The following is a 17,929-nucleotide window of genomic DNA, read 5'->3' as shown; positions in this document are numbered from 1 at the left end:
ATCAATATTGACTACCGTTTTGCAAAATATATATTCAGGAGTAACCCATGTTAAACCAGGACACTATTTACACTCCCTATAACGGCTCCGTATTACTGGAAAACCCGTTACTTAATAAAGGGCTGGCATTCACCGACGGCGAACGCGACGCCTTTGGCCTGCACGGTTTTCTGCCGCAGAAGGTGGAGACGATTGAGGAGCAAACGGCAAGAGCCTGGGAACAGTTTTGCCAGTTTAAACGCGATATCTCTCGCCACGTCTATCTGCGCAATATTCAGGATACGAACGAGACGTTATTTTACAACGTCCTGCGCACGCATATGACCGAAACCCTGCCTATCGTCTATACGCCGACGGTCGGCGAGGCCTGCGAACACTTTTCGGAAATTTATCGTCGCGCCAGGGGCTTATTTATCTCCTGGCCGGACCGCCACCAAATTGATGAAATGCTGCACAGCTTCTCGCGCAACGACATCCGGGTCATCGTGGTCACCGACGGCGAGCGCATTCTCGGCCTCGGCGACCAGGGCGTTGGCGGAATGGGGATCCCGATTGGCAAACTCTCGCTCTACACCGCCTGCGGCGGGATTCATCCGGCCTCTACCCTGCCGATCATGCTCGACGTTGGCACCAACAATGCGCAGCTGCTCGATAATCCGCTCTATATGGGCTGGCGTCATCCGCGGATCGACGACGATAGCTACCTTGAGTTTATGGATATGTTTATTGAGGCGGTGAAGCGCCGCTGGCCTGACGTTCTGCTGCAATTCGAAGATTTTGCCCAAAAGAACGCCACCCGTCTCCTGCAGCGCTATCGCGATCGGCTCTGCTGCTTCAACGATGATATCCAGGGTACCGCCGCCGTTACGACGGGTACCATAATCGCCGCCGCTCAGGCGGCCGGCAGCCGCTTATGCGATCAGCGCGTGGTCTTCTTAGGCAGCGGCTCCGCAGGCTGCGGTATTGCGGAAAAGATCGTGGCGCTGATGGTCGATGACGGACTGTCTGAGCACGAGGCCCGCGGCCGGGTGTTTATGGTCGACCGCTGCGGCCTGCTGACGGACGCCATCCCTGACCTGCTCGATTTCCAGCAAAAGCTGGTCACCTCCCGGCACAGCATTGCGCACTGGGAGGTCGGCAGCGGCCCCATCTCGCTGCTCGACGTTGTGCGCCACGCGCATCCGACGGTAATGATCGGCGTCTCAGGGCAGCCCGGTCTGTTCAGCGAAGAGATTGTCAAAGAGATGCATCGGCACTGCGCCCGCCCGATTATCATGCCGCTTTCGAACCCAACCTCTCGCGCCGAGGCCCAGCCTGCGGACCTGATCGCCTGGACCCAAGGGGCGGCGCTGGTCGCCACCGGCAGCCCCTTTGCGCCGGTGGTTTACGCCGGCAAAACCTACGATATCGCCCAATGCAATAACGCCTATATCTTCCCTGGCCTCGGGCTCGGCGTACTGGCCGGCAAGGTTGAGCGGATAACGGAAAAAATGCTCACCGCCGCAAGCCGAACCCTGGCCGCTCACTCCCCGCTGGCAACGGCGGAAAGCGGCGGGTTGCTGCCTCCGGTAGGGGAGATCGAAACGATATCGCGCGCTATTGCCCTGGCGATCGTCAAGGTCGCTCAGCAGGAGGGCGTTGCGCCGCAGCTAAGTGAAGATCGACTGATCGAGCGCATCGAACAGACCTACTGGCAGGCGCGGTACACCGCCTACAAACGCTCATCGTTCTGATAAACGGGTCCGGTTGGTCATGTGCTGCCCGGGAGGCAAATGGCCTCCCGGCCTTAAAAGGAGGCCTGCGTGATAAATGTCCTTATTATCGATGACGATCCGATGGTCGCTGAGCTAAACCGCCTGTTTCTCAGCCGGCTTGCCGGCTTTTTCTGCTGCGGCATCGCTCCGACGCTCGGCGAAGCGCAGCGGATCATCAGCGAACGGCCGCAGGGTATCGACCTGATACTGCTCGATGTTTATATGCATAAGGAAAACGGGATGGACCTGCTGCCAACGCTGCGCCGGGCGGCGCACGATATTGACGTCATCATGATCACCTCCGCCGCCGATGCGCTTACCGTTCAGAGCGCGATGCGCTACGGGGTGGTGGATTATTTAATCAAGCCCTTCCAGTTCTCCCGCTTTGAAGAAGCGCTGATCGCCTGGAGCCACAAGCGTAGCCTGCGCCACGCCAGGCCCTGTTACGAGCAGTCTGACATTGACGGCCTGCTCAACCACGCTTCGCAGCAGCGCGCGGAGAGCCGCCGCTTGCCAAAAGGATTGACCGCCCAAACGCTGCGCACGGTATGTCGCTGGATAGGCGCGCATCCTGAAGCTGAGTTTTCAACGAATGAGCTGGCGGCGCAGCTGGATATTTCCCGGGTCTCCTGCCGCAAGTATCTGCTGTGGCTGGCGCAGATAAATATTTTACGCACCAGCAATCACTACGGCGCCACGGGGAGGCCGGAGTATCGCTATCGGCTGATTGTGGAACATGACTCATTACTCAAACAATTTAGCCACTGACGCCTCGGCGTGCAGTGGCTAAAGGATCGGTACCCTGAGCGTGCGCGGGCGCTATTTCCTCTTAGGAAAGAGCTCTTTGCGCTTATAGGGTTCGATTTCACCGGGTTTGCGGGTCTTCAGCAGCTTGAGGATCCAGGTGTACTGTTCGGTATGCGGCTTGACGAAAATCTCCACCTCTTCGTTCATCCGCCGGGCAATAGTATTATCGTCAGCCTCCAGCAGGTCGTCCATCGGCGGGCGTACCAGCACCGTCAGACGGTGGGTTTTGCCATCATAGACCGGGAACAGCGGCACCACCCTCGCCCGACACACCTTCATCAGGCGGCCAATCGCCGGCAGCGTAGCTTTATAGGTGGCGAAGAAATCGACGAACTCGCTATGCTCCGCGCCGTGATCCTGATCGGGCAGGTAGTAGCCCCAGTAGCCCTGACGCACCGACTGGATAAACGGCTTGATGCCATCATTCCGCGCGTGCATGCGCCCGCCAAACCGACGACGGACGGTATTCCACACGTAATCAAATACCGGATTACCCTGATTATGGAACATCGCCGCCATTTTTTGTCCGCCGGAGGCCATCAGCATGGCCGGGATATCCACGCCCCAGGCGTGCGGTACCAGGAAGATCACCTTTTCGTTATTACGCTGCATCTCGTCGATGATCTCTTTCCCCTGCCAGTCGACGCGGGAAAGAATGCGCTGCGGATCGCGCAGGCCCAGCTCTGCCATCATGACCATCGCCTGAGGCGCAGAGGCGTACATCTCATCAATAATCGCTTCGCGCTCCTGCTCGCTTTTTTCCGGGAAACAGTACAGCAGGTTTATCTGTGCGCGGCGGCGCGAGCTTTTGGCCAGCCTGCCGACAAAACGCCCCAGCTTACCGAGAATCGGATCGCGGAACGACGGGGGCGTCAGCGCAATCCCCGCAAAGGCAACAACGCCCAGCCACGCGCCCCAGTAGCGCGGGAGTAAAAAGGATTTCTCAAATTTTGGAATAAACTCAATATTATTTTTTTTCGTTTCCATGCCCGATCCGCAAAAATGGTGCTGAATAAAGATAAGGAGATACTCAAGGCTATAGTTTAGCGACACGTAGGGGAAGGTACAAAAGAAAAAGCCGGCGCGCTCTGGCACCGGCTTTTATTAACAGCGCGTTAGTCGAATCGCAGCTGCGGCATCACTTCTTTCACCTGCGCCAGATAATCCGTGCGATCGGAACCGCTCAGCCCTTCCGTACGCGGCAGTTTCGCCGTCAGCGGGTTTACCGCCTGCTGGTTAATCCATACTTCATAGTGCAGATGCGGCCCGGTAGAACGGCCGGTATTTCCCGACAGGGCAATACGGTCACCGCGTTTCACCTTCTGTCCAGGTTTCACCAGCAGCTTACGCAGGTGCATATAGCGGGTGGTGTAGGTACGCCCATGACGCACTGCAACATAGTACCCCGCCGCGCCGCTGCGTTTGGCCACCACCACCTCGCCGTCGCCGACGGAAAGAACCGGCGTGCCCTGCGGCATCGCGAAGTCTACGCCGCGGTGTGGCGCAACGCGCCCGGTCACCGGATTGAGGCGGCGCGGGTTAAAGTTTGACGACACGCGGAACTGACGCGCGGTTGGGAAACGCATAAAGCCCTTCGCCAGACCGGTACCGTTACGATCGTAGAACTTGCCGTCTTCGGCACGGATCGCGTAGTAATCCTTGCCATCTGAACGTAAACGCACGCCCAGCAGCTGGCTCTGTTCCCGCTTGCCGTTAAGCATTTCTCGTGACATCAGCACCGAGAATTCATCGCCTTTTTTCAGCTTGCGGAAGTCCATCTGCCACTGCATGGCCTTAATAACCGCGCTGACCTCGGTGCTGGTAAGGCCCGCGTTACGCGCGCTGGAGACGAAGCTGCCGCCAACGGTGCCCTTCAGCACATTGTTGACCCAGTCCCCTTCCTGCAGCTCGCTGCTCATCTTGAAGCCGTTGCCCACGCGATTATAGGTCCGGGTTTCGCGACGGGACATTTCCCAGGTCAGGCTTTGCAGATCGCCATCCGCCGTCAGGGTCCATGACAGCTGTTGACCAATCTTGAGGTTGCGCAGCTCTTTATCAGCGGTCGATAAAAGGGAGATATCGCCCATTTCGATACCGTACTGATTGAGGATGCTGCTGAGGGTATCGCCGGTTGATACGACGTACTCATGGCCGCCTGAATCGCCGTCCGCCTTATCGTCCAGCTCGTCCTGAGGGATAGCTTCTTCCTCCTGCGCGGCCTGATCGATAGGCTCAGAAGCTTCCGGCAGCAGGGAACGGATTTCGCTTTTTTCCAGCTCAATCGTTCTGACGATAGGGGCTGATTCATGGTGGTAGATGTACGGTCGCCAGACGGCGACCGCTAAGGTTAGAACGCTCAACGACCCCAGCATAACGCGGTGAGGTCGTGGCAAATTGTTAAATGCCTGAGTGACAGCGCGGGCTATCTGTTGCACGTATTCACTTCCTCGTTAATCTCCTTTCAGGCAGCTCGAATACTGGTTCGCCAGCTGGTTGAGGAACTGAGGGTAACTATCTTTACCCAGCTTAATTCCAATACCCAACGGATCCAAGGTCCCCATGCGCACGGAGGTGCCCCTGGCAACAGCTTCTATGACGGCAGGCCTGAACTGTGGCTCAGCAAAAACGCAGGTCGCTTTCTGCTCAACCAGCTGTGTTCTGATTTCGTGTAAACGCTGGGCACCAGGCTGAATTTCAGGGTTGACGGTGAAATGACCAAGCGATGTCAGACCGTAGTGTTTTTCAAAGTAGCCGTAGGCATCATGAAAAACGAAATACCCTTTCCCTTGCAGCGGTGCCAGCTCGTGACTCACCTGTTTATCGGTCGAGGCTAATTTTGCCTCAAACTCCTTCAGGTTAGCGTCAAGTTTGGCTCGACTCTGCGGCATAAGTTCCAATAATTTATCGTGGATTGCAACCGCCGAAAGCCGCGCTATATCTGGGGATAACCACAGATGCATGTTGTATATGCCGTGATGGTGATCGTCGTCACTTTTTCCGCCTGCAGCATGGTCGTGGTCGTGATGGTCATCGTCGTCATCCGCGCCTTTCATGAGCAGCGGTTTCACGCCGTCAAGCTGGGCGATTGTCACCTTTTTGTTTGGCGCAATGCTTTGCGTTGACTTATCCATAAAGGCTTCCATCTCCGGGCCAATCCACACCACTAAGTCTGCGTTCTGTAAGCGTTTTACATCCGATGGACGCAGCGAATAGTCGTGCTCGGATGCGCCATCGGGCAGCAGAACCTGAGTGTCCGTGACCCCGTCAGCGATAGCGGAAGCGATAAAGCCAAGAGGTTTCATTGAGGTAACCACGGCGGCATTCGCCGCGGAGGCATGGGTGAACAAAAAAACGGCGCTAAGTCCAGCGCAAAGAAGCGTATTTTTATGTAACATAATGCGTCTAATCATCGTAATGAATGAGAAAGATGTGATATTATAACATTCACTAGCTTGTGCAACCCTTAATTTGACATGACAAATCTTGTAACTTTGGAAAACGTCTCGGTGGCCTTCGGCCAGCGACGCGTGCTGTCTGACATTTCGCTAACGCTTAAGCCAGGCAAAATTTTGACCCTACTCGGCCCAAACGGCGCCGGTAAGTCCACGCTTGTGCGGGTCGTTCTCGGGCTGGTAGCACCAACTGACGGCGTTATCAAACGAGAGGGAAAGCTGCGGATTGGCTATGTCCCGCAAAAATTACACCTCGATGCCACGCTGCCGCTCACCGTCAGCCGCTTTTTACGCCTGCGTCCGGATACGCATAAGCAGGATATTCTGCCGGCGCTGAAGCGTGTCCAGGCCGGGCACCTTATCGATGCCCCGATGCAGAAACTCTCCGGAGGCGAAACGCAGCGCGTGCTGCTCGCCCGCGCGCTGTTAAACCAGCCGCAGCTGCTGGTGCTTGATGAGCCGACGCAGGGCGTCGACGTCAACGGCCAGGTGGCGCTTTACGATCTGATAAACCAGCTGCGACAGGAGCTTAACTGCTCTGTGCTGATGGTCTCCCACGACCTGCACCTGGTGATGGCGAAAACGGATGAAGTTCTGTGCCTGAATCAGCATATCTGCTGCTCCGGCACGCCGGAAGTGGTCTCAATGCACCCGCAGTTTATCTCGATGTTCGGCCAGCGCGGCGCGGAACAGCTGGGCATTTATCGTCACCATCATAATCACCGCCACGACCTGCAGGGGCGGATTGTACTGCGTCGGGGAAATGACCGCTGATGATTGAACTACTGTTACCCGGCTGGCTGGCCGGGGTGATGCTCGCCTGCGCCGCCGGCCCGCTGGGATCGTTTGTCGTCTGGCGCCGCATGTCCTATTTTGGCGATACCCTCGCCCACGCCTCGCTGCTCGGCGTCGCTTTTGGCCTGCTGCTCAACGTCAATCCTTTCTATGCCGTTATCGCGATCACGCTGCTGCTGGCCGGCGGGCTGGTATGGCTGGAGAAGCGCCCTCACCTGGCCATCGATACGCTGCTGGGGATTATGGCCCACAGCGCGCTGTCGCTGGGCCTGGTGGTGGTCAGCCTGATGTCGAACGTCCGCGTCGACCTGATGGCCTATCTGTTTGGCGATCTGCTGGCGGTGACGCCGACGGACCTGATCTCGATTGCCATCGGGGTGGCGATCGTGCTGGCCATTTTGCTCTGGCAGTGGCGCAACCTGCTGTCGATGACGATCAGCCCGGATCTGGCGTTCGTTGACGGCGTGAAGCTGCAGCGGGTGAAGCTGCTGCTGATGCTGGTCACCGCGCTGACCATCGGCGTGGCGATGAAGTTTGTCGGGGCGCTGATCATCACCTCGCTGCTGATTATCCCTGCCGCCACGGCGCGCCGTTTTGCGCGTACGCCGGAACAAATGGCGGCTATCGCCGTTGGCATCGGGGCGATCGCTGTCACCGGAGGATTGACCTTCTCGGCGCTGTACGACACGCCGGCCGGCCCGTCGGTGGTGCTGTGCGCTGCGGTGCTGTTTATCTTCAGCATGATGAAGAAAGCCGCCGCCTGATTACTCTTCTTCCGGTAGCGCTGCTTAGCAGGGCTACCGGCTGGAGCGAACGGCTACGGCATTTCCGGCGGCTTGATGCCAAAGTGGTTCCAGGCGCGGACCGTTGCCATCCGCCCTCGCGGCGTTCGCTGCAGGAACCCCTGCTGGATCAGATACGGCTCCAGCACGTCCTCAATGGTTTCCCGCTCTTCGCCGATCGCCGCCGCCAGGTTATCCAACCCCACCGGACCACCGAAGAATTTATCGATCACCGCCAGCAGCAGCTTGCGGTCCATATAGTCAAAGCCTTCGGCATCAACGTTAAGCATATCCAGCGCCTGGGCGGCAATGTCGAGGGAGATGCTGCCGTCGTGACGCACCTCCGCGAAGTCGCGCACCCGCCGCAGCAGGCGGTTGGCTATACGCGGGGTACCCCGCGCGCGACGCGCCACTTCCAGCGCGCCCTCTTCGCTCATCTCCAGCCCCATATAGCGGGCGCTGCGGCTCACAATATGCTGCAGATCGGCAATCTGATAAAACTCCAGCCGCTGGACGATGCCGAAGCGGTCGCGCAGCGGCGAGGTTAGCGAACCGGCTCGCGTGGTCGCGCCAATCAGGGTGAACGGCGGCAGGTCGATTTTTATCGAGCGCGCCGCGGGTCCTTCACCAATCATGATATCCAGCTGATAGTCCTCCATCGCCGGATAGAGCACCTCTTCCACCACCGGCGAAAGACGGTGAATCTCATCGATAAACAGCACGTCGTGGGGTTCAAGGTTGGTCAGCATCGCCGCCAGGTCACCCGCTTTTTCCAGCACCGGCCCGGAGGTGGTACGCAGGTTGACGCCCATCTCATTGGCGACAATGTTTGCCAGCGTCGTTTTCCCCAGCCCCGGAGGGCCAAAGATCAGCAGATGATCGAGCGCGTCTCCGCGCAGCTTAGCCGCCTGGATAAAGATCTCCATTTGCGACCGCACCTGCGGCTGGCCCACGTACTCTGCCAGTAATTTAGGGCGGATTGCGCGATCGACCGTCTCTTCAAACCCGGTGCTGTCTGCCGATACCAGCCTGTCTGCTTCAATCATCCCTTACCTCACAACGCGGCGCGCAGCGCTTCGCGGATTAGCGTTTCACTGTTGGCATCCGGACGCGCGATTTTACTCACCATTCGGCTGGCCTCCTGTGGTTTATAGCCCAGCGCCACCAGGGCAGCAACCGCTTCCTGTTCGGCGTCGTCATCGGACGGGCCGGCCGGCGAGGTCAGCACCAGATCCGCCGCCGGAGTAAACAGGTCGCCGTGCAGCCCTTTGAAACGATCTTTCATTTCAACGATCAGGCGATCGGCGGTTTTCTTGCCAATTCCAGGAAGCTTAACCAGCGCCGCGGCCTCTTCGCGCTCAACGGCGTTAACAAACTGCTGCGCCGACATGCCGGAAAGGATCGCCAGCGCCAGCTTCGGCCCTACGCCGTTGGTCTTAACCAGCTCGCGGAACAGCGTACGCTCCTGTTTGTTATTAAAACCAAACAGCAGCTGCGCGTCTTCGCGAACCACAAAATGGGTAAATACGACCGCCTCTTTGCCCACTTCCGGCAGTTCGTAAAAGCAGGTCATAGGCATATGCACTTCATAGCCAACGCCTCCCGTTTCCAGTAATACCAGCGGGGGTTGTTTTTCGAGAACGATGCCTCTGAGTCTGCCTATCACATGCTGCTCCTGCGTTAAGGGCTAAAGTATCTGCCGGTATCATAAAAAAAGGCTGGATAAATATCCAGCCTGATTTGAGGTTATCGCAAGCGTCCGCGCGCCAGATTTAGCCGGCTATCGCCTATCTGCGTCGCGTTCTGACTCACGTGGCAGTGGGTAATCGCAATGGCCAACGCATCCGCCGCATCCGCCTGCGGGTTAGCCGCCAGCTTCAGCAGGGTGCGCACCATATGCTGCACCTGGCTTTTTTCCGCGCTGCCGATGCCGACCACGGTTTGCTTGACCTGCCTCGCGGCGTACTCAAAGACCGGCAGATCCTGATTGGTCGCCGCGACGATAGCCACCCCGCGCGCCTGCCCCAGCTTCAGCGCCGAGTCGGCGTTTTTCGCCATAAACACCTGTTCAATGGCGAAATAGTCCGGCTGGAACTGGGTGATGATTTCCGTTACGCCCGCGTAGATCAGCTTCAGGCGCGACGGCAGATCGTCCACCTTGGTACGAATGCATCCGCTGCCAAGATAGCTTAACTGCCGCCCGACCTGGCGGATAACGCCATAGCCGGTAATGCGCGAACCCGGGTCAATACCGAGAATAATAGCCATCACGCATCTCCGGTAATAACGAATCCCTGAGACCCTAAATATTTCAGTTCACAGCCGGGCGGCCACGCAGCGCATCCCCGGGAGCGTAGATTCACTACGTGACCGGGGTAAGCGAGGAGAGCCAACGCCGCTGTGGGCTGAAAGATTACGGGCATCACAGCGTTGCGGCGACCTCATCAGAGATCTCGCCGTTATGATAAACTTCCTGCACGTCGTCGCAGTCTTCCAGCATATCGATCAGGCGCAGCAGCTTCGGCGCGGTTTCCGCGTCCATATCGGCTTTTGTCGACGGGATCATCGAAACTTCGGCCGCGTCAGCTTTCAGGCCAGCCGCTTCCAGCGCGTCGCGTACGGCGCCCATCTCTTCCCACGCGGTGTAGACGTCAATCGCGCCGTCGTCGTAGGTCACAACGTCTTCCGCACCCGCTTCCAGAGCCGCTTCCATAATCACGTCTTCGTCGCCAGCTTCGAAGGAGATCACCCCTTTTTTGCTGAACAGATAGGCCACCGAGCCGTCGGTGCCGAGGTTACCGCCGGTTTTGCTGAAGGCATGACGCACTTCGGCAACGGTACGGTTGCGGTTGTCGCTCAGGCACTCAACCATGACCGCCGTGCCGCCCGGGCCGTAGCCTTCATAAATGATGGTTTCCATGTTCGCGTCATCATCGCCGCCTACGCCACGAGCGATAGCGCGGTTCAGGGTATCGCGGGTCATGTTGTTGGACAGCGCTTTATCAATCGCTGCGCGCAGACGCGGGTTAGAAGCCGCATCGCCGCCGCCTAAACGCGCGGCGGTAACCAGTTCGCGAATAATTTTAGTAAAGATCTTACCGCGCTTGGCATCCTGTGCCGCTTTGCGGTGTTTGGTGTTGGCCCACTTACTATGACCTGCCATAAAAAACTCTCCAAAAATGCCGTTTTCCCGAAGCCTTCTGACCAGCAAAAGGCGGGGAATATTAGTTGGCGTTAATTACAAATTCTTCAATCGCCTGCCGGTTACTCCACGACTTGGTCAACGCGGCGGCTTCCGTCGCATCGACCCAGCGGTAATCCAGATGTTCGGTAAAAACAATCTGGCGTTCATGAGGGAGCGCAAGGCGGAACCAAAATTCCGTATTGCGCTCAACGCCCGGCGCATAGCGATGACGTAAATGAGAAAAAATCTCGAACTCCACCGTACGCTGACAGTCAATTAAGGCCAGATGCTCATCAGCAACATCTATCACGACCTCTTCCTTTACTTCGCGCGCGGCGGCTTGCAGCGCGGTTTCCCCCTCTTCCAGGCTGCCGGTTACCGACTGCCAGAAAGAGGCATCATCGCGCCGCTGCAACATCAGCACCCGCTTTGTATCTTCGGCATAAATCACCACCAGAACAGAAACGGGGAGCTTGAATGACATCTTACTTATTCTCCAGAGACTCTTTTGTCTCTTTCGCCACAACCTGAATACCTAATTCCCCCAGCGAAGTCGGATTAGCGAAGCTCGGTGCTTCGGTCATCAGACAGGCGGCGGCGGTGGTTTTCGGGAAAGCGATAACGTCACGGATGTTATCGGTGCCGGTCAGCAGCATCGTCAGACGGTCGAGACCGAATGCCAGGCCCGCGTGCGGCGGCGTACCGTATTTCAACGCATCCAGCAGGAAGCCAAATTTCTCCCGCTGCTCCCGCTCGTTGATCCCGAGGATACCGAACACGGTCTGCTGCATTTCGCCGCTGTGAATACGCACCGAGCCGCCGCCGACTTCGTAACCGTTAATGACCATGTCGTAGGCGTTAGCAATCGCCGTTTCCGGAGCGGCTTTCAGCTCGTCCGCGGTCATATCGCGCGGGGAGGTGAACGGGTGGTGCATCGCGGTCAGGCCGCCTTCGCCATCGTCTTCAAACATCGGGAAGTCGATAACCCACAGCGGCGCCCATTTAGCTTCGTCGGTGAGGCTGAGGTCTTTACCCAGCTTCAGGCGCAGCGCGCCCAGAGCGTCGGCAACCACTTTCTTATTATCGGCGCCGAAGAAAATCATATCGCCGTCCTGCGCAGCGGTGCGATCGAGAATAGCTTCAACGATTTCCGCGTTGAGGAATTTAGCCACCGGGCTGTTAATGCCTTCGAGGCCTTTTGCGCGCTCGTTGACTTTCATATACGCCAGGCCTTTCGCGCCGTAAATCTGCACGAATTTGCCGTACTCATCGATTTGCTTACGGGTCAGCGCCGCGCCGCCAGGCACGCGCAGGGCGGCAACGCGACCTTTGGCATCATTTGCCGGGCCGGAGAAGACGGCAAATTCAACCGCTTTCACCAGGTCAGCAATATCCACCAGCTCCAGCGGGTTGCGCAGGTCCGGCTTATCGGAACCGTAGCGACGCTCGGCCTCGGCAAAGGTCATGATCGGGAACTCGCCCAGATCCACGCCCTTCACGTTCAGCCACAGCTCGTGCACCAGCGCTTCCATCACTTCGCGCACCTGCGCCGCGGTCATGAAGGAGGTTTCCACGTCGATCTGGGTGAATTCCGGCTGGCGGTCGGCGCGCAGGTCTTCATCACGGAAGCATTTGACGATCTGATAGTAACGATCGAAGCCGGACATCATCAGCAGCTGTTTGAAGAGCTGAGGAGACTGCGGCAGCGCGTAGAACTTGCCTTTATGAACGCGGCTCGGAACCAGATAGTCGCGCGCGCCTTCCGGCGTGGCTTTGGTCAGCATCGGGGTTTCGATATCGAGGAAGCCGTGCTCGTCCATAAAGCGACGGACCAGGCTGGTGATTTTTGCCCGCGTTTTCAGACGCTGGGCCATTTCCGGACGACGCAGATCCAGATAGCGGTATTTCAGTCGCGCTTCTTCAGTGTTGACGTGGTTGGAATCCAGCGGCAGCGCTTCTGAGCGGTTGATGATGGTCAGATCGGAAGCCAGCACTTCGATGGCACCGGTGGCCATATCGCTGTTGACGTTTTTTTCGTCACGCGCACGCACGGTGCCCGTCACCTGGATACAGAACTCATTACGCAGTTCGGAGGCCAGCTTTAATGCATCCGCACGTTCCGGATCGAAAAACACCTGTACGATGCCTTCGCGGTCGCGCATATCGATGAAGATAAGGCTACCAAGATCACGACGGCGGTTGACCCAACCACACAGAGTCACCTGCTGCCCCACGTGGGACAGACGCAGCTGCCCGCAATATTCTGTACGCATGAGATATCCCTTAACTTAGCCACTGGCGGATTGTTGCCTGCTCTGCAGGCCACGAAGTTGCGGCTTTAGCTGAATGTCACAACTGAATGAAAAAAGGCGGCTATTATACTGGAAATTCTGCCGCGCGATAAGCCCGACGCAGTTTGTACGTTGCTTTGCTGCGCGCTTATTGGCTACGCTCACAAAAATTAACAAAATTTGTTACCCTGGAGCGGGAATGGCAACGGTATTGTAACGGCCAAACTACAGAAGATACGGGGATACTATGCCAGAACTCAATGCGAAAAAAACGGCGCTTGTGGTCATCGACCTGCAGGAAGGCATTTTGCCGTTCGCCGGAGGTCCACACCGCGCCGATGAGGTGGTCACTCGCGCCGCTCGTCTGGCGGAAAAATGCCGTCAGCAGGGCTCGCCGGTCATCTTGGTTCGCGTCGGCTGGTCTGCCGACTTCGGCGAAGCGCTGAAACAGCCGGTTGATGCGCAGACGGGCGCGCACGCGCTGCCGGACAACTGGTGGACCTGGCCGCTTGCGCTGGGCAAACAGGATGGCGATATCGAAGTCACCAAACGTCAGTGGGGCGCGTTTTACGGCACCGATCTCGAACTGCAGCTGCGCCGCCGCGGTATCGACACCATTATCCTGTGCGGGATCTCAACCAATATCGGCGTTGAATCCACCGCGCGCAACGCCTGGGAGCTGGGCTTCAATCTGCTGATCGCCGAAGACGCCTGCAGCGCGGCCTCCGCCGAGCAGCACCAGAGCAGCATGACGCATATTTTCCCGCGCATCGCCCGCGTGCGCAGCACTGAGGACATTCTCGCCGCGCTATGATCTACATTGGGCTCCCGCAATGGTCGCATCCGAAATGGGTGCGCCTTGGCATAACCAGTCTGGAACAGTACGCTCGCCACTTTAACTGCGTGGAGGGCAATACGACCCTCTACGCGTTGCCGAAAGCCGAGATAGTGGCCCGCTGGTTCGAGCAAACCCACGACGACTTTCGCTTCTGCTTTAAGTTTCCGGCAACCATTTCGCACAACGCGGCGCTGCGTAACTGCGGCGATCTAAGCCGCGAGTTTTTTACCCGCCTCGCGCCGCTGGAGACGCGTATCGGCCAGTACTGGCTGCAGCTGCCCGCGACATTCGGCCCGCGCGACCTCCCTGCCCTGTGGCAGTTTCTCGACGCGCTGCCCGCCGGCTTCACCTACGGCGTTGAGGTACGGCATCCGTCCTTTTTTGCCAAAGGTGACGACGAGCAGCAGCTCAACCGCGGGCTGCACCAGCGCGCCGTTAACCGCGTGATCCTTGATAGCCGCCCGGTGCACAGCGTTACCGCCCGTAGCCCGGCCGCGCTCGACGCGCAGCGTAAAAAGCCGAAGCTTCCGGTCCACGCGGTGGTCACCGCGCATCATCCGCTGGTTCGCTTCATCGGCAGCGACGATATGGCGCAGAACCATGAGATGTTTCGCGTCTGGCTCCAGACGCTGCCGAAGTGGAGCCGCTCGACCACGCCCTACCTGTTCCTGCATACGCCGGATATCGCCCACGCGCCGGCGCTGGTCGACACCCTGTGGGAAGATTTACGCACCGTGCTGCCAGAAGTGGGTGCGGCGCCGTCAATTCCTCAGCAGACCTCTCTTTTCTGATATCCTGCTATGATAATCGGAGCCATCTGACAAAGTGAAAGGGAGTTTTTTGTATGGTTAGCGCGCTGTATGCCGTCCTGGGTGCGTTATTGTTAATCAAGTTTTCTTTTGACGTCGTACGCCTGCGTACGCAGTACCACGTCGGATACGGCGACGGCGGCTTTAGCGAGCTACAGGTCGCTATCCGCGTGCACGGTAATGCGGTTGAGTACCTGCCCATCGGGCTTATCCTGCTGCTGTTTGTCGAGATGGACGGCGCGCAGAACTGGATGGTGCACCTTTGCGGTATCCTGCTTATCGCCGGCCGGCTGATGCACTCTTACGGTTTCCATCATCGGCTCTACAGCTGGCGCCGCTCGGGCATGAGCGCGACCTGGTGCGCGCTGGTGCTGATGGTGCTCGCTAACCTGTGGTATATGCCCTGGGAGTTGGTTTTCTCCTTACATTAGCGCACAATACGCCGTTTTCGTTTTTTCGGGTTTAACCTTATGTCTCACCGCGATACCCTTTTTTCCGCGCCGATCGCCAGCCTTGGCGACTGGACCTTTGATGAACGGGTTGCTGAAGTCTTCCCGGATATGATCCAGCGCTCCGTTCCCGGCTATTCCAACATTATTTCAATGATTGGCATGCTGGCCGAGCGTTTTGTGCAGCCTGATACCCAGGTCTACGATCTCGGCTGCTCCCTCGGCGCAGCCACGCTGTCCGTACGGCGTAATATTTCCCACGCCGGCTGCCGGATTGTGGCCGTAGATAATTCCCCGGCGATGGTTGAGCGCTGCCGTCGCCATATCGACGCCTACAAAGCGCCGACGCCGGTTGAAGTGGTGGAAGGCGATATTCGCCATGTCACCATCGAAAATGCTTCGATGGTGGTGCTCAATTTCACCATTCAGTTCCTTGAGCCCGATGAACGCCAGGCGATTTTGGATAAGGTCTATCAAGGGCTTAATCCGGGCGGCGCGCTGGTGCTGTCGGAAAAATTCAACTTTGAAGACGCCAACGTCGGCGAACTGCTGTTTAACATGCATCACGATTTTAAACGCGCCAACGGCTACAGCGAGCTGGAAATCAGCCAGAAGCGCAGCATGCTGGAAAATGTCATGCTCACCGATTCGGTAGAAACCCATAAAGCGCGGCTGCGCAAGGCCGGGTTCGAACACGCCGAGCTGTGGTTCCAGTGCTTTAACTTTGGCTCACTGGTGGCGGTGAAGTCCGGGGAAACGGCATGATCGATTTCAGCAATTTTTATCAGCGTATCGCCAAAGGTCCGCTCTCCCATTGGCTGGAGACGCTCCCTGCTCAGGTTGCCGCCTGGCAGCGCGAAGCCCTGCACGGTAAATTCCGCGAATGGGAGCGGGCCGTTGAGTTTCTTCCCGAGCTCTCCCCCTATCGTCTGGACCTGCTGCACAGCGTGACTGCGGAAAGCGAAGTTCCGCTGAGCGAAGGCCATCGGCTGCGGATTGAAAACCTGCTGCGCAACCTGATGCCGTGGCGCAAAGGCCCGTGGTCGCTTTATGGCGTGGATATCGACACCGAATGGCGTTCGGACTGGAAGTGGGATCGCGTTCTGCCGCATCTTTCCGATCTGACCGGCCGGACGATCCTCGACGTCGGCTGCGGCAGCGGCTATCACATGTGGCGCATGATCGGCGCCGGCGCTCATCTGGCGGTGGGTATCGACCCTACGCAGCTGTTTTTATGTCAGTTTGAAGCGGTGCGCAAGCTGCTGGGCAACGACCAGCGCGCCCATCTGCTGCCGCTAGGTATTGAGCAGCTTCCGGCGCTAAATGCCTTTGACACCGTATTTTCAATGGGCGTGCTGTATCATCGCCGCTCTCCGCTCGACCATCTGTGGCAGCTCAAAGATCAGCTGGTTGAAGGCGGCGAGCTGGTGCTGGAAACGCTGGTTGTTGAAGGTGATGAAAATACCGTGCTGGTGCCGGGCGATCGCTACGCGCAGATGCGCAACGTCTACTTCATTCCTTCGGCCGCTGCGCTGAAAATGTGGCTGGAAAAATGCGGTTTTGTCGACGTGCGCATCGTTGACGCCTGCATGACCAGTACCGAAGAGCAGCGCCGCACCGAATGGATGACCACCGAATCGCTGGCGGATTTCCTCGACCCGAACGACAGCAGCAAAACCCTCGAAGGCTATCCCGCGCCGCTGCGCGCGGTGATTATCGCCACCAGGCCCGAAACCCAGCAATCTCTGGCCAGAAAAGCGGGCTAACGCCGGCGGGCCAGGCATCGCGCCTCGGCGATCGGTAGCGAAATTTTGCCTAAAAAAAGGCCCCTGTTGAAATTGCAGGGGCCTGGTACGGGCAATCATCATATTGGGCGACATGATGTGCAGCAAAAAACGGTTTTCTTTCTCTACCCACAGAGTCTGAGCTCACCAGCCCGCAGGCTGCGCGCAAACAACTCGGGGCATTCAGGCGGAAATAATACTCTTCATTTCCGCCACCGCTGCGCCGTTAACGGCGTAGCGTGAATATTCATCTGCGTCGGCGTCTGTCGACATCGACAGCCGGGAATTACGAAAGCGCATCGGCGAAGGCAGCCACTGGCCGGCAGAGCTATGCACTTCCTTCACGCCGGCTTCCAGGAACTGCGACAGGTTCGCTGCCCTCACCCCTGCTCCGGCCATAATGATTGGAGTATCGCCCAGGGCAATAAGTTCCAAAATTAATGAAATACCTTTTTCTGCGCTCGCCTGCTGGCCGGAGGTCAGGATCCGCGCAACGCCTGATTCAGCCAACGCAGCGTAGGCCTGATGCGGGTTTGCGCACATATCGAAAGCCCGGTGGAAGGTGACCGCCAGCGGTCCCGCCGCGGCCATAATTTTATGCATACGCGCAGTATCAACCCGACCATCGGCGTCCAGAACGCCAATCACGAGGCCCGGGAAACCCAACTCCCTCACCGTTGCCACGTCGTCGAGCATCGCGGCAAATTCGCCCTCGGTGTAGCAAAAATCACCGCCGCGCGGGCGAATAATCGGATGCACCGGGATGGTCAGCGCCCTGCGGGCCGCTTTGAGCACGCCCAGCGACGGCGTTAGCCCTCCCTCCTGCGGCGCGGCGCACAGTTCGATGCGGTCAGCGCCGCGTCGCTGCGCCTCCTCGGCGCACTCCGTGCTGTAACAGCACACTTCCAGTAGCGTCATTCCCTTCTCCATTCACGCCGCGGGCAACACAGCATGTCACGATTTTTCCGTTCAGAAACCGCGTAG

Annotated in this window: 19 protein-coding genes; 9 read left to right on the top strand and 10 right to left on the bottom strand. The window is 58.0% G+C overall.

Annotated elements, in window-relative coordinates:
• The first annotated feature begins 47 nt into the window (after window positions 1-47).
• On the top strand, window positions 48-1,733 hold the full coding sequence (locus QFI97_RS11460) for an NAD-dependent malic enzyme (protein ID WP_346431182.1): 1,686 nt from the start codon (window positions 48-50) through the stop codon (window positions 1,731-1,733).
• 69 nt (window positions 1,734-1,802) lie between these two features.
• Window positions 1,803-2,522: a two-component system response regulator DcuR gene (gene dcuR / locus QFI97_RS11455; RefSeq protein ID WP_346431181.1), complete on the top strand. Its 720-nt coding sequence runs from the start codon at window positions 1,803-1,805 to the stop codon at window positions 2,520-2,522.
• 51 nt (window positions 2,523-2,573) lie between these two features.
• On the opposite strand, the gene lpxM is transcribed toward dcuR, so the two are convergent.
• The 3 genes from lpxM to znuA all read right to left on the bottom strand — a co-directional run bounded on the left by lpxM (window position 2,574) and on the right by znuA (window position 5,956).
• Window positions 2,574-3,548 carry a lauroyl-Kdo(2)-lipid IV(A) myristoyltransferase gene (gene lpxM, locus QFI97_RS11450; RefSeq protein WP_095101682.1) on the bottom strand — a complete coding sequence of 325 codons (975 nt, stop codon included), beginning with the start codon at window positions 3,546-3,548 and terminating at the stop codon, window positions 2,574-2,576.
• Between the two features lie 128 nt (window positions 3,549-3,676).
• On the bottom strand, window positions 3,677-4,996 hold the full coding sequence (gene mepM / locus QFI97_RS11445) for a murein DD-endopeptidase MepM (protein ID WP_095101680.1): 1,320 nt from the start codon (window positions 4,994-4,996) through the stop codon (window positions 3,677-3,679).
• A gap of 15 nt (window positions 4,997-5,011) precedes the next feature.
• Window positions 5,012-5,956 (bottom strand): zinc ABC transporter substrate-binding protein ZnuA, encoded by a 945-nt coding sequence (gene znuA, locus QFI97_RS11440; RefSeq protein ID WP_346431180.1) that lies wholly within the window; start codon window positions 5,954-5,956, stop codon window positions 5,012-5,014.
• Between the two features lie 78 nt (window positions 5,957-6,034).
• Between znuA and znuC the strand changes: the two genes are divergently transcribed.
• Both znuC and znuB read left to right on the top strand, forming a co-directional pair.
• On the top strand, window positions 6,035-6,787 hold the full coding sequence (gene znuC / locus QFI97_RS11435) for a zinc ABC transporter ATP-binding protein ZnuC (protein WP_095101676.1): 753 nt from the start codon (window positions 6,035-6,037) through the stop codon (window positions 6,785-6,787).
• The gene (znuB, locus tag QFI97_RS11430; protein WP_095101674.1) at window positions 6,787-7,572 is read left to right on the top strand and encodes a zinc ABC transporter permease subunit ZnuB; all 786 of its coding nucleotides are present in this window, start codon (window positions 6,787-6,789) and stop codon (window positions 7,570-7,572) included. The genes znuC and znuB overlap by 1 nt, the downstream gene beginning before the upstream one ends.
• Window positions 7,573-7,625: 53 nt before the next feature.
• Here the strand turns inward: znuB and ruvB are convergent, their stop codons facing one another.
• The 6 genes from ruvB to aspS form a co-directional block, all read right to left on the bottom strand.
• Window positions 7,626-8,636 (bottom strand): Holliday junction branch migration DNA helicase RuvB, encoded by a 1,011-nt coding sequence (gene ruvB, locus QFI97_RS11425; RefSeq protein WP_095101672.1) that lies wholly within the window; start codon window positions 8,634-8,636, stop codon window positions 7,626-7,628.
• A gap of 8 nt (window positions 8,637-8,644) precedes the next feature.
• The gene (ruvA, locus tag QFI97_RS11420) at window positions 8,645-9,256 is read right to left on the bottom strand and encodes a Holliday junction branch migration protein RuvA (protein WP_095101670.1); all 612 of its coding nucleotides are present in this window, start codon (window positions 9,254-9,256) and stop codon (window positions 8,645-8,647) included.
• 80 nt (window positions 9,257-9,336) lie between these two features.
• Entirely contained in the window at window positions 9,337-9,858 is a 522-nt protein-coding gene (gene ruvC, locus QFI97_RS11415) for a crossover junction endodeoxyribonuclease RuvC (RefSeq protein WP_041146240.1), read from the bottom strand.
• A gap of 154 nt (window positions 9,859-10,012) precedes the next feature.
• Window positions 10,013-10,753, bottom strand: coding sequence for a YebC/PmpR family DNA-binding transcriptional regulator (locus QFI97_RS11410; RefSeq protein ID WP_095101668.1), 741 nt, complete (start codon window positions 10,751-10,753; stop codon window positions 10,013-10,015).
• Between the two features lie 61 nt (window positions 10,754-10,814).
• The gene (gene nudB, locus QFI97_RS11405; protein ID WP_095101666.1) at window positions 10,815-11,258 is read right to left on the bottom strand and encodes a dihydroneopterin triphosphate diphosphatase; all 444 of its coding nucleotides are present in this window, start codon (window positions 11,256-11,258) and stop codon (window positions 10,815-10,817) included.
• A 1-nt stretch (window position 11,259) separates the two neighbouring features.
• Complete coding sequence (aspS, locus tag QFI97_RS11400; protein ID WP_095101664.1) at window positions 11,260-13,047, bottom strand: aspartate--tRNA ligase; 1,788 nt, start codon at window positions 13,045-13,047, stop codon at window positions 11,260-11,262.
• 265 nt (window positions 13,048-13,312) lie between these two features.
• Here aspS and QFI97_RS11395 point away from each other — a divergent pair, with 265 nt between their 5' ends.
• From QFI97_RS11395 to cmoB, 5 genes are read left to right on the top strand one after another with little or no spacing between them, the layout of a single operon-like run.
• Window positions 13,313-13,879 (top strand): hydrolase, encoded by a 567-nt coding sequence (locus QFI97_RS11395; protein ID WP_346431179.1) that lies wholly within the window; start codon window positions 13,313-13,315, stop codon window positions 13,877-13,879.
• Window positions 13,876-14,694 carry a DUF72 domain-containing protein gene (locus QFI97_RS11390; RefSeq protein WP_095101660.1) on the top strand — a complete coding sequence of 273 codons (819 nt, stop codon included), beginning with the start codon at window positions 13,876-13,878 and terminating at the stop codon, window positions 14,692-14,694. The genes QFI97_RS11395 and QFI97_RS11390 overlap by 4 nt, the downstream gene beginning before the upstream one ends.
• A gap of 53 nt (window positions 14,695-14,747) precedes the next feature.
• Window positions 14,748-15,143, top strand: coding sequence for an MAPEG family protein (locus QFI97_RS11385; protein WP_045859239.1), 396 nt, complete (start codon window positions 14,748-14,750; stop codon window positions 15,141-15,143).
• A 39-nt stretch (window positions 15,144-15,182) separates the two neighbouring features.
• The gene (gene cmoA / locus QFI97_RS11380; protein ID WP_346431178.1) at window positions 15,183-15,926 is read left to right on the top strand and encodes a carboxy-S-adenosyl-L-methionine synthase CmoA; all 744 of its coding nucleotides are present in this window, start codon (window positions 15,183-15,185) and stop codon (window positions 15,924-15,926) included.
• Complete coding sequence (cmoB, locus tag QFI97_RS11375; protein ID WP_095101657.1) at window positions 15,923-16,927, top strand: tRNA 5-methoxyuridine(34)/uridine 5-oxyacetic acid(34) synthase CmoB; 1,005 nt, start codon at window positions 15,923-15,925, stop codon at window positions 16,925-16,927. The genes cmoA and cmoB overlap by 4 nt, the downstream gene beginning before the upstream one ends.
• 201 nt (window positions 16,928-17,128) lie before the next feature.
• Here the strand turns inward: cmoB and cutC are convergent, their stop codons facing one another.
• Window positions 17,129-17,863 (bottom strand): copper homeostasis protein CutC, encoded by a 735-nt coding sequence (cutC, locus tag QFI97_RS11370; protein ID WP_346431177.1) that lies wholly within the window; start codon window positions 17,861-17,863, stop codon window positions 17,129-17,131.
• Window positions 17,864-17,929: the final 66 nt, after the last annotated feature.

Origin of the sequence: Klebsiella scottii (genome assembly GCF_036561945.1) — a bacterium.
Taxonomy (GTDB): Bacteria; Pseudomonadota; Gammaproteobacteria; order Enterobacterales; family Enterobacteriaceae; genus Klebsiella; species Klebsiella scottii.
This window is presented reverse-complemented; position numbering and strand designations above follow the sequence as displayed.

Excerpts from the sequence above, each read along its gene's own strand:
- QFI97_RS11390 (WP_095101660.1), top strand. The coding sequence starts at position 13,876 with ATGATCTACATTGGGCTCCCGCAATGGTCGCATCCGAAATGGGTGCGC.
- cutC (WP_346431177.1), bottom strand. The coding sequence starts at position 17,863 with ATGACGCTACTGGAAGTGTGCTGTTACAGCACGGAGTGCGCCGAGGAG.
- nudB (WP_095101666.1), bottom strand. The coding sequence starts at position 11,258 with ATGTCATTCAAGCTCCCCGTTTCTGTTCTGGTGGTGATTTATGCCGAA.
- aspS (WP_095101664.1), bottom strand. The coding sequence starts at position 13,047 with ATGCGTACAGAATATTGCGGGCAGCTGCGTCTGTCCCACGTGGGGCAG.
- QFI97_RS11460 (WP_346431182.1), top strand. The coding sequence starts at position 48 with ATGTTAAACCAGGACACTATTTACACTCCCTATAACGGCTCCGTATTA.
- QFI97_RS11395 (WP_346431179.1), top strand. The coding sequence starts at position 13,313 with ATGCCAGAACTCAATGCGAAAAAAACGGCGCTTGTGGTCATCGACCTG.
- znuC (WP_095101676.1), top strand. The coding sequence starts at position 6,035 with ATGACAAATCTTGTAACTTTGGAAAACGTCTCGGTGGCCTTCGGCCAG.
- cmoB (WP_095101657.1), top strand. The coding sequence starts at position 15,923 with ATGATCGATTTCAGCAATTTTTATCAGCGTATCGCCAAAGGTCCGCTC.
- ruvC (WP_041146240.1), bottom strand. The coding sequence starts at position 9,858 with ATGGCTATTATTCTCGGTATTGACCCGGGTTCGCGCATTACCGGCTAT.
- znuA (WP_346431180.1), bottom strand. The coding sequence starts at position 5,956 with ATGTTACATAAAAATACGCTTCTTTGCGCTGGACTTAGCGCCGTTTTT.
- ruvB (WP_095101672.1), bottom strand. The coding sequence starts at position 8,636 with ATGATTGAAGCAGACAGGCTGGTATCGGCAGACAGCACCGGGTTTGAA.
- lpxM (WP_095101682.1), bottom strand. The coding sequence starts at position 3,548 with ATGGAAACGAAAAAAAATAATATTGAGTTTATTCCAAAATTTGAGAAA.
- QFI97_RS11410 (WP_095101668.1), bottom strand. The coding sequence starts at position 10,753 with ATGGCAGGTCATAGTAAGTGGGCCAACACCAAACACCGCAAAGCGGCA.
- QFI97_RS11385 (WP_045859239.1), top strand. The coding sequence starts at position 14,748 with ATGGTTAGCGCGCTGTATGCCGTCCTGGGTGCGTTATTGTTAATCAAG.
- cmoA (WP_346431178.1), top strand. The coding sequence starts at position 15,183 with ATGTCTCACCGCGATACCCTTTTTTCCGCGCCGATCGCCAGCCTTGGC.
- znuB (WP_095101674.1), top strand. The coding sequence starts at position 6,787 with ATGATTGAACTACTGTTACCCGGCTGGCTGGCCGGGGTGATGCTCGCC.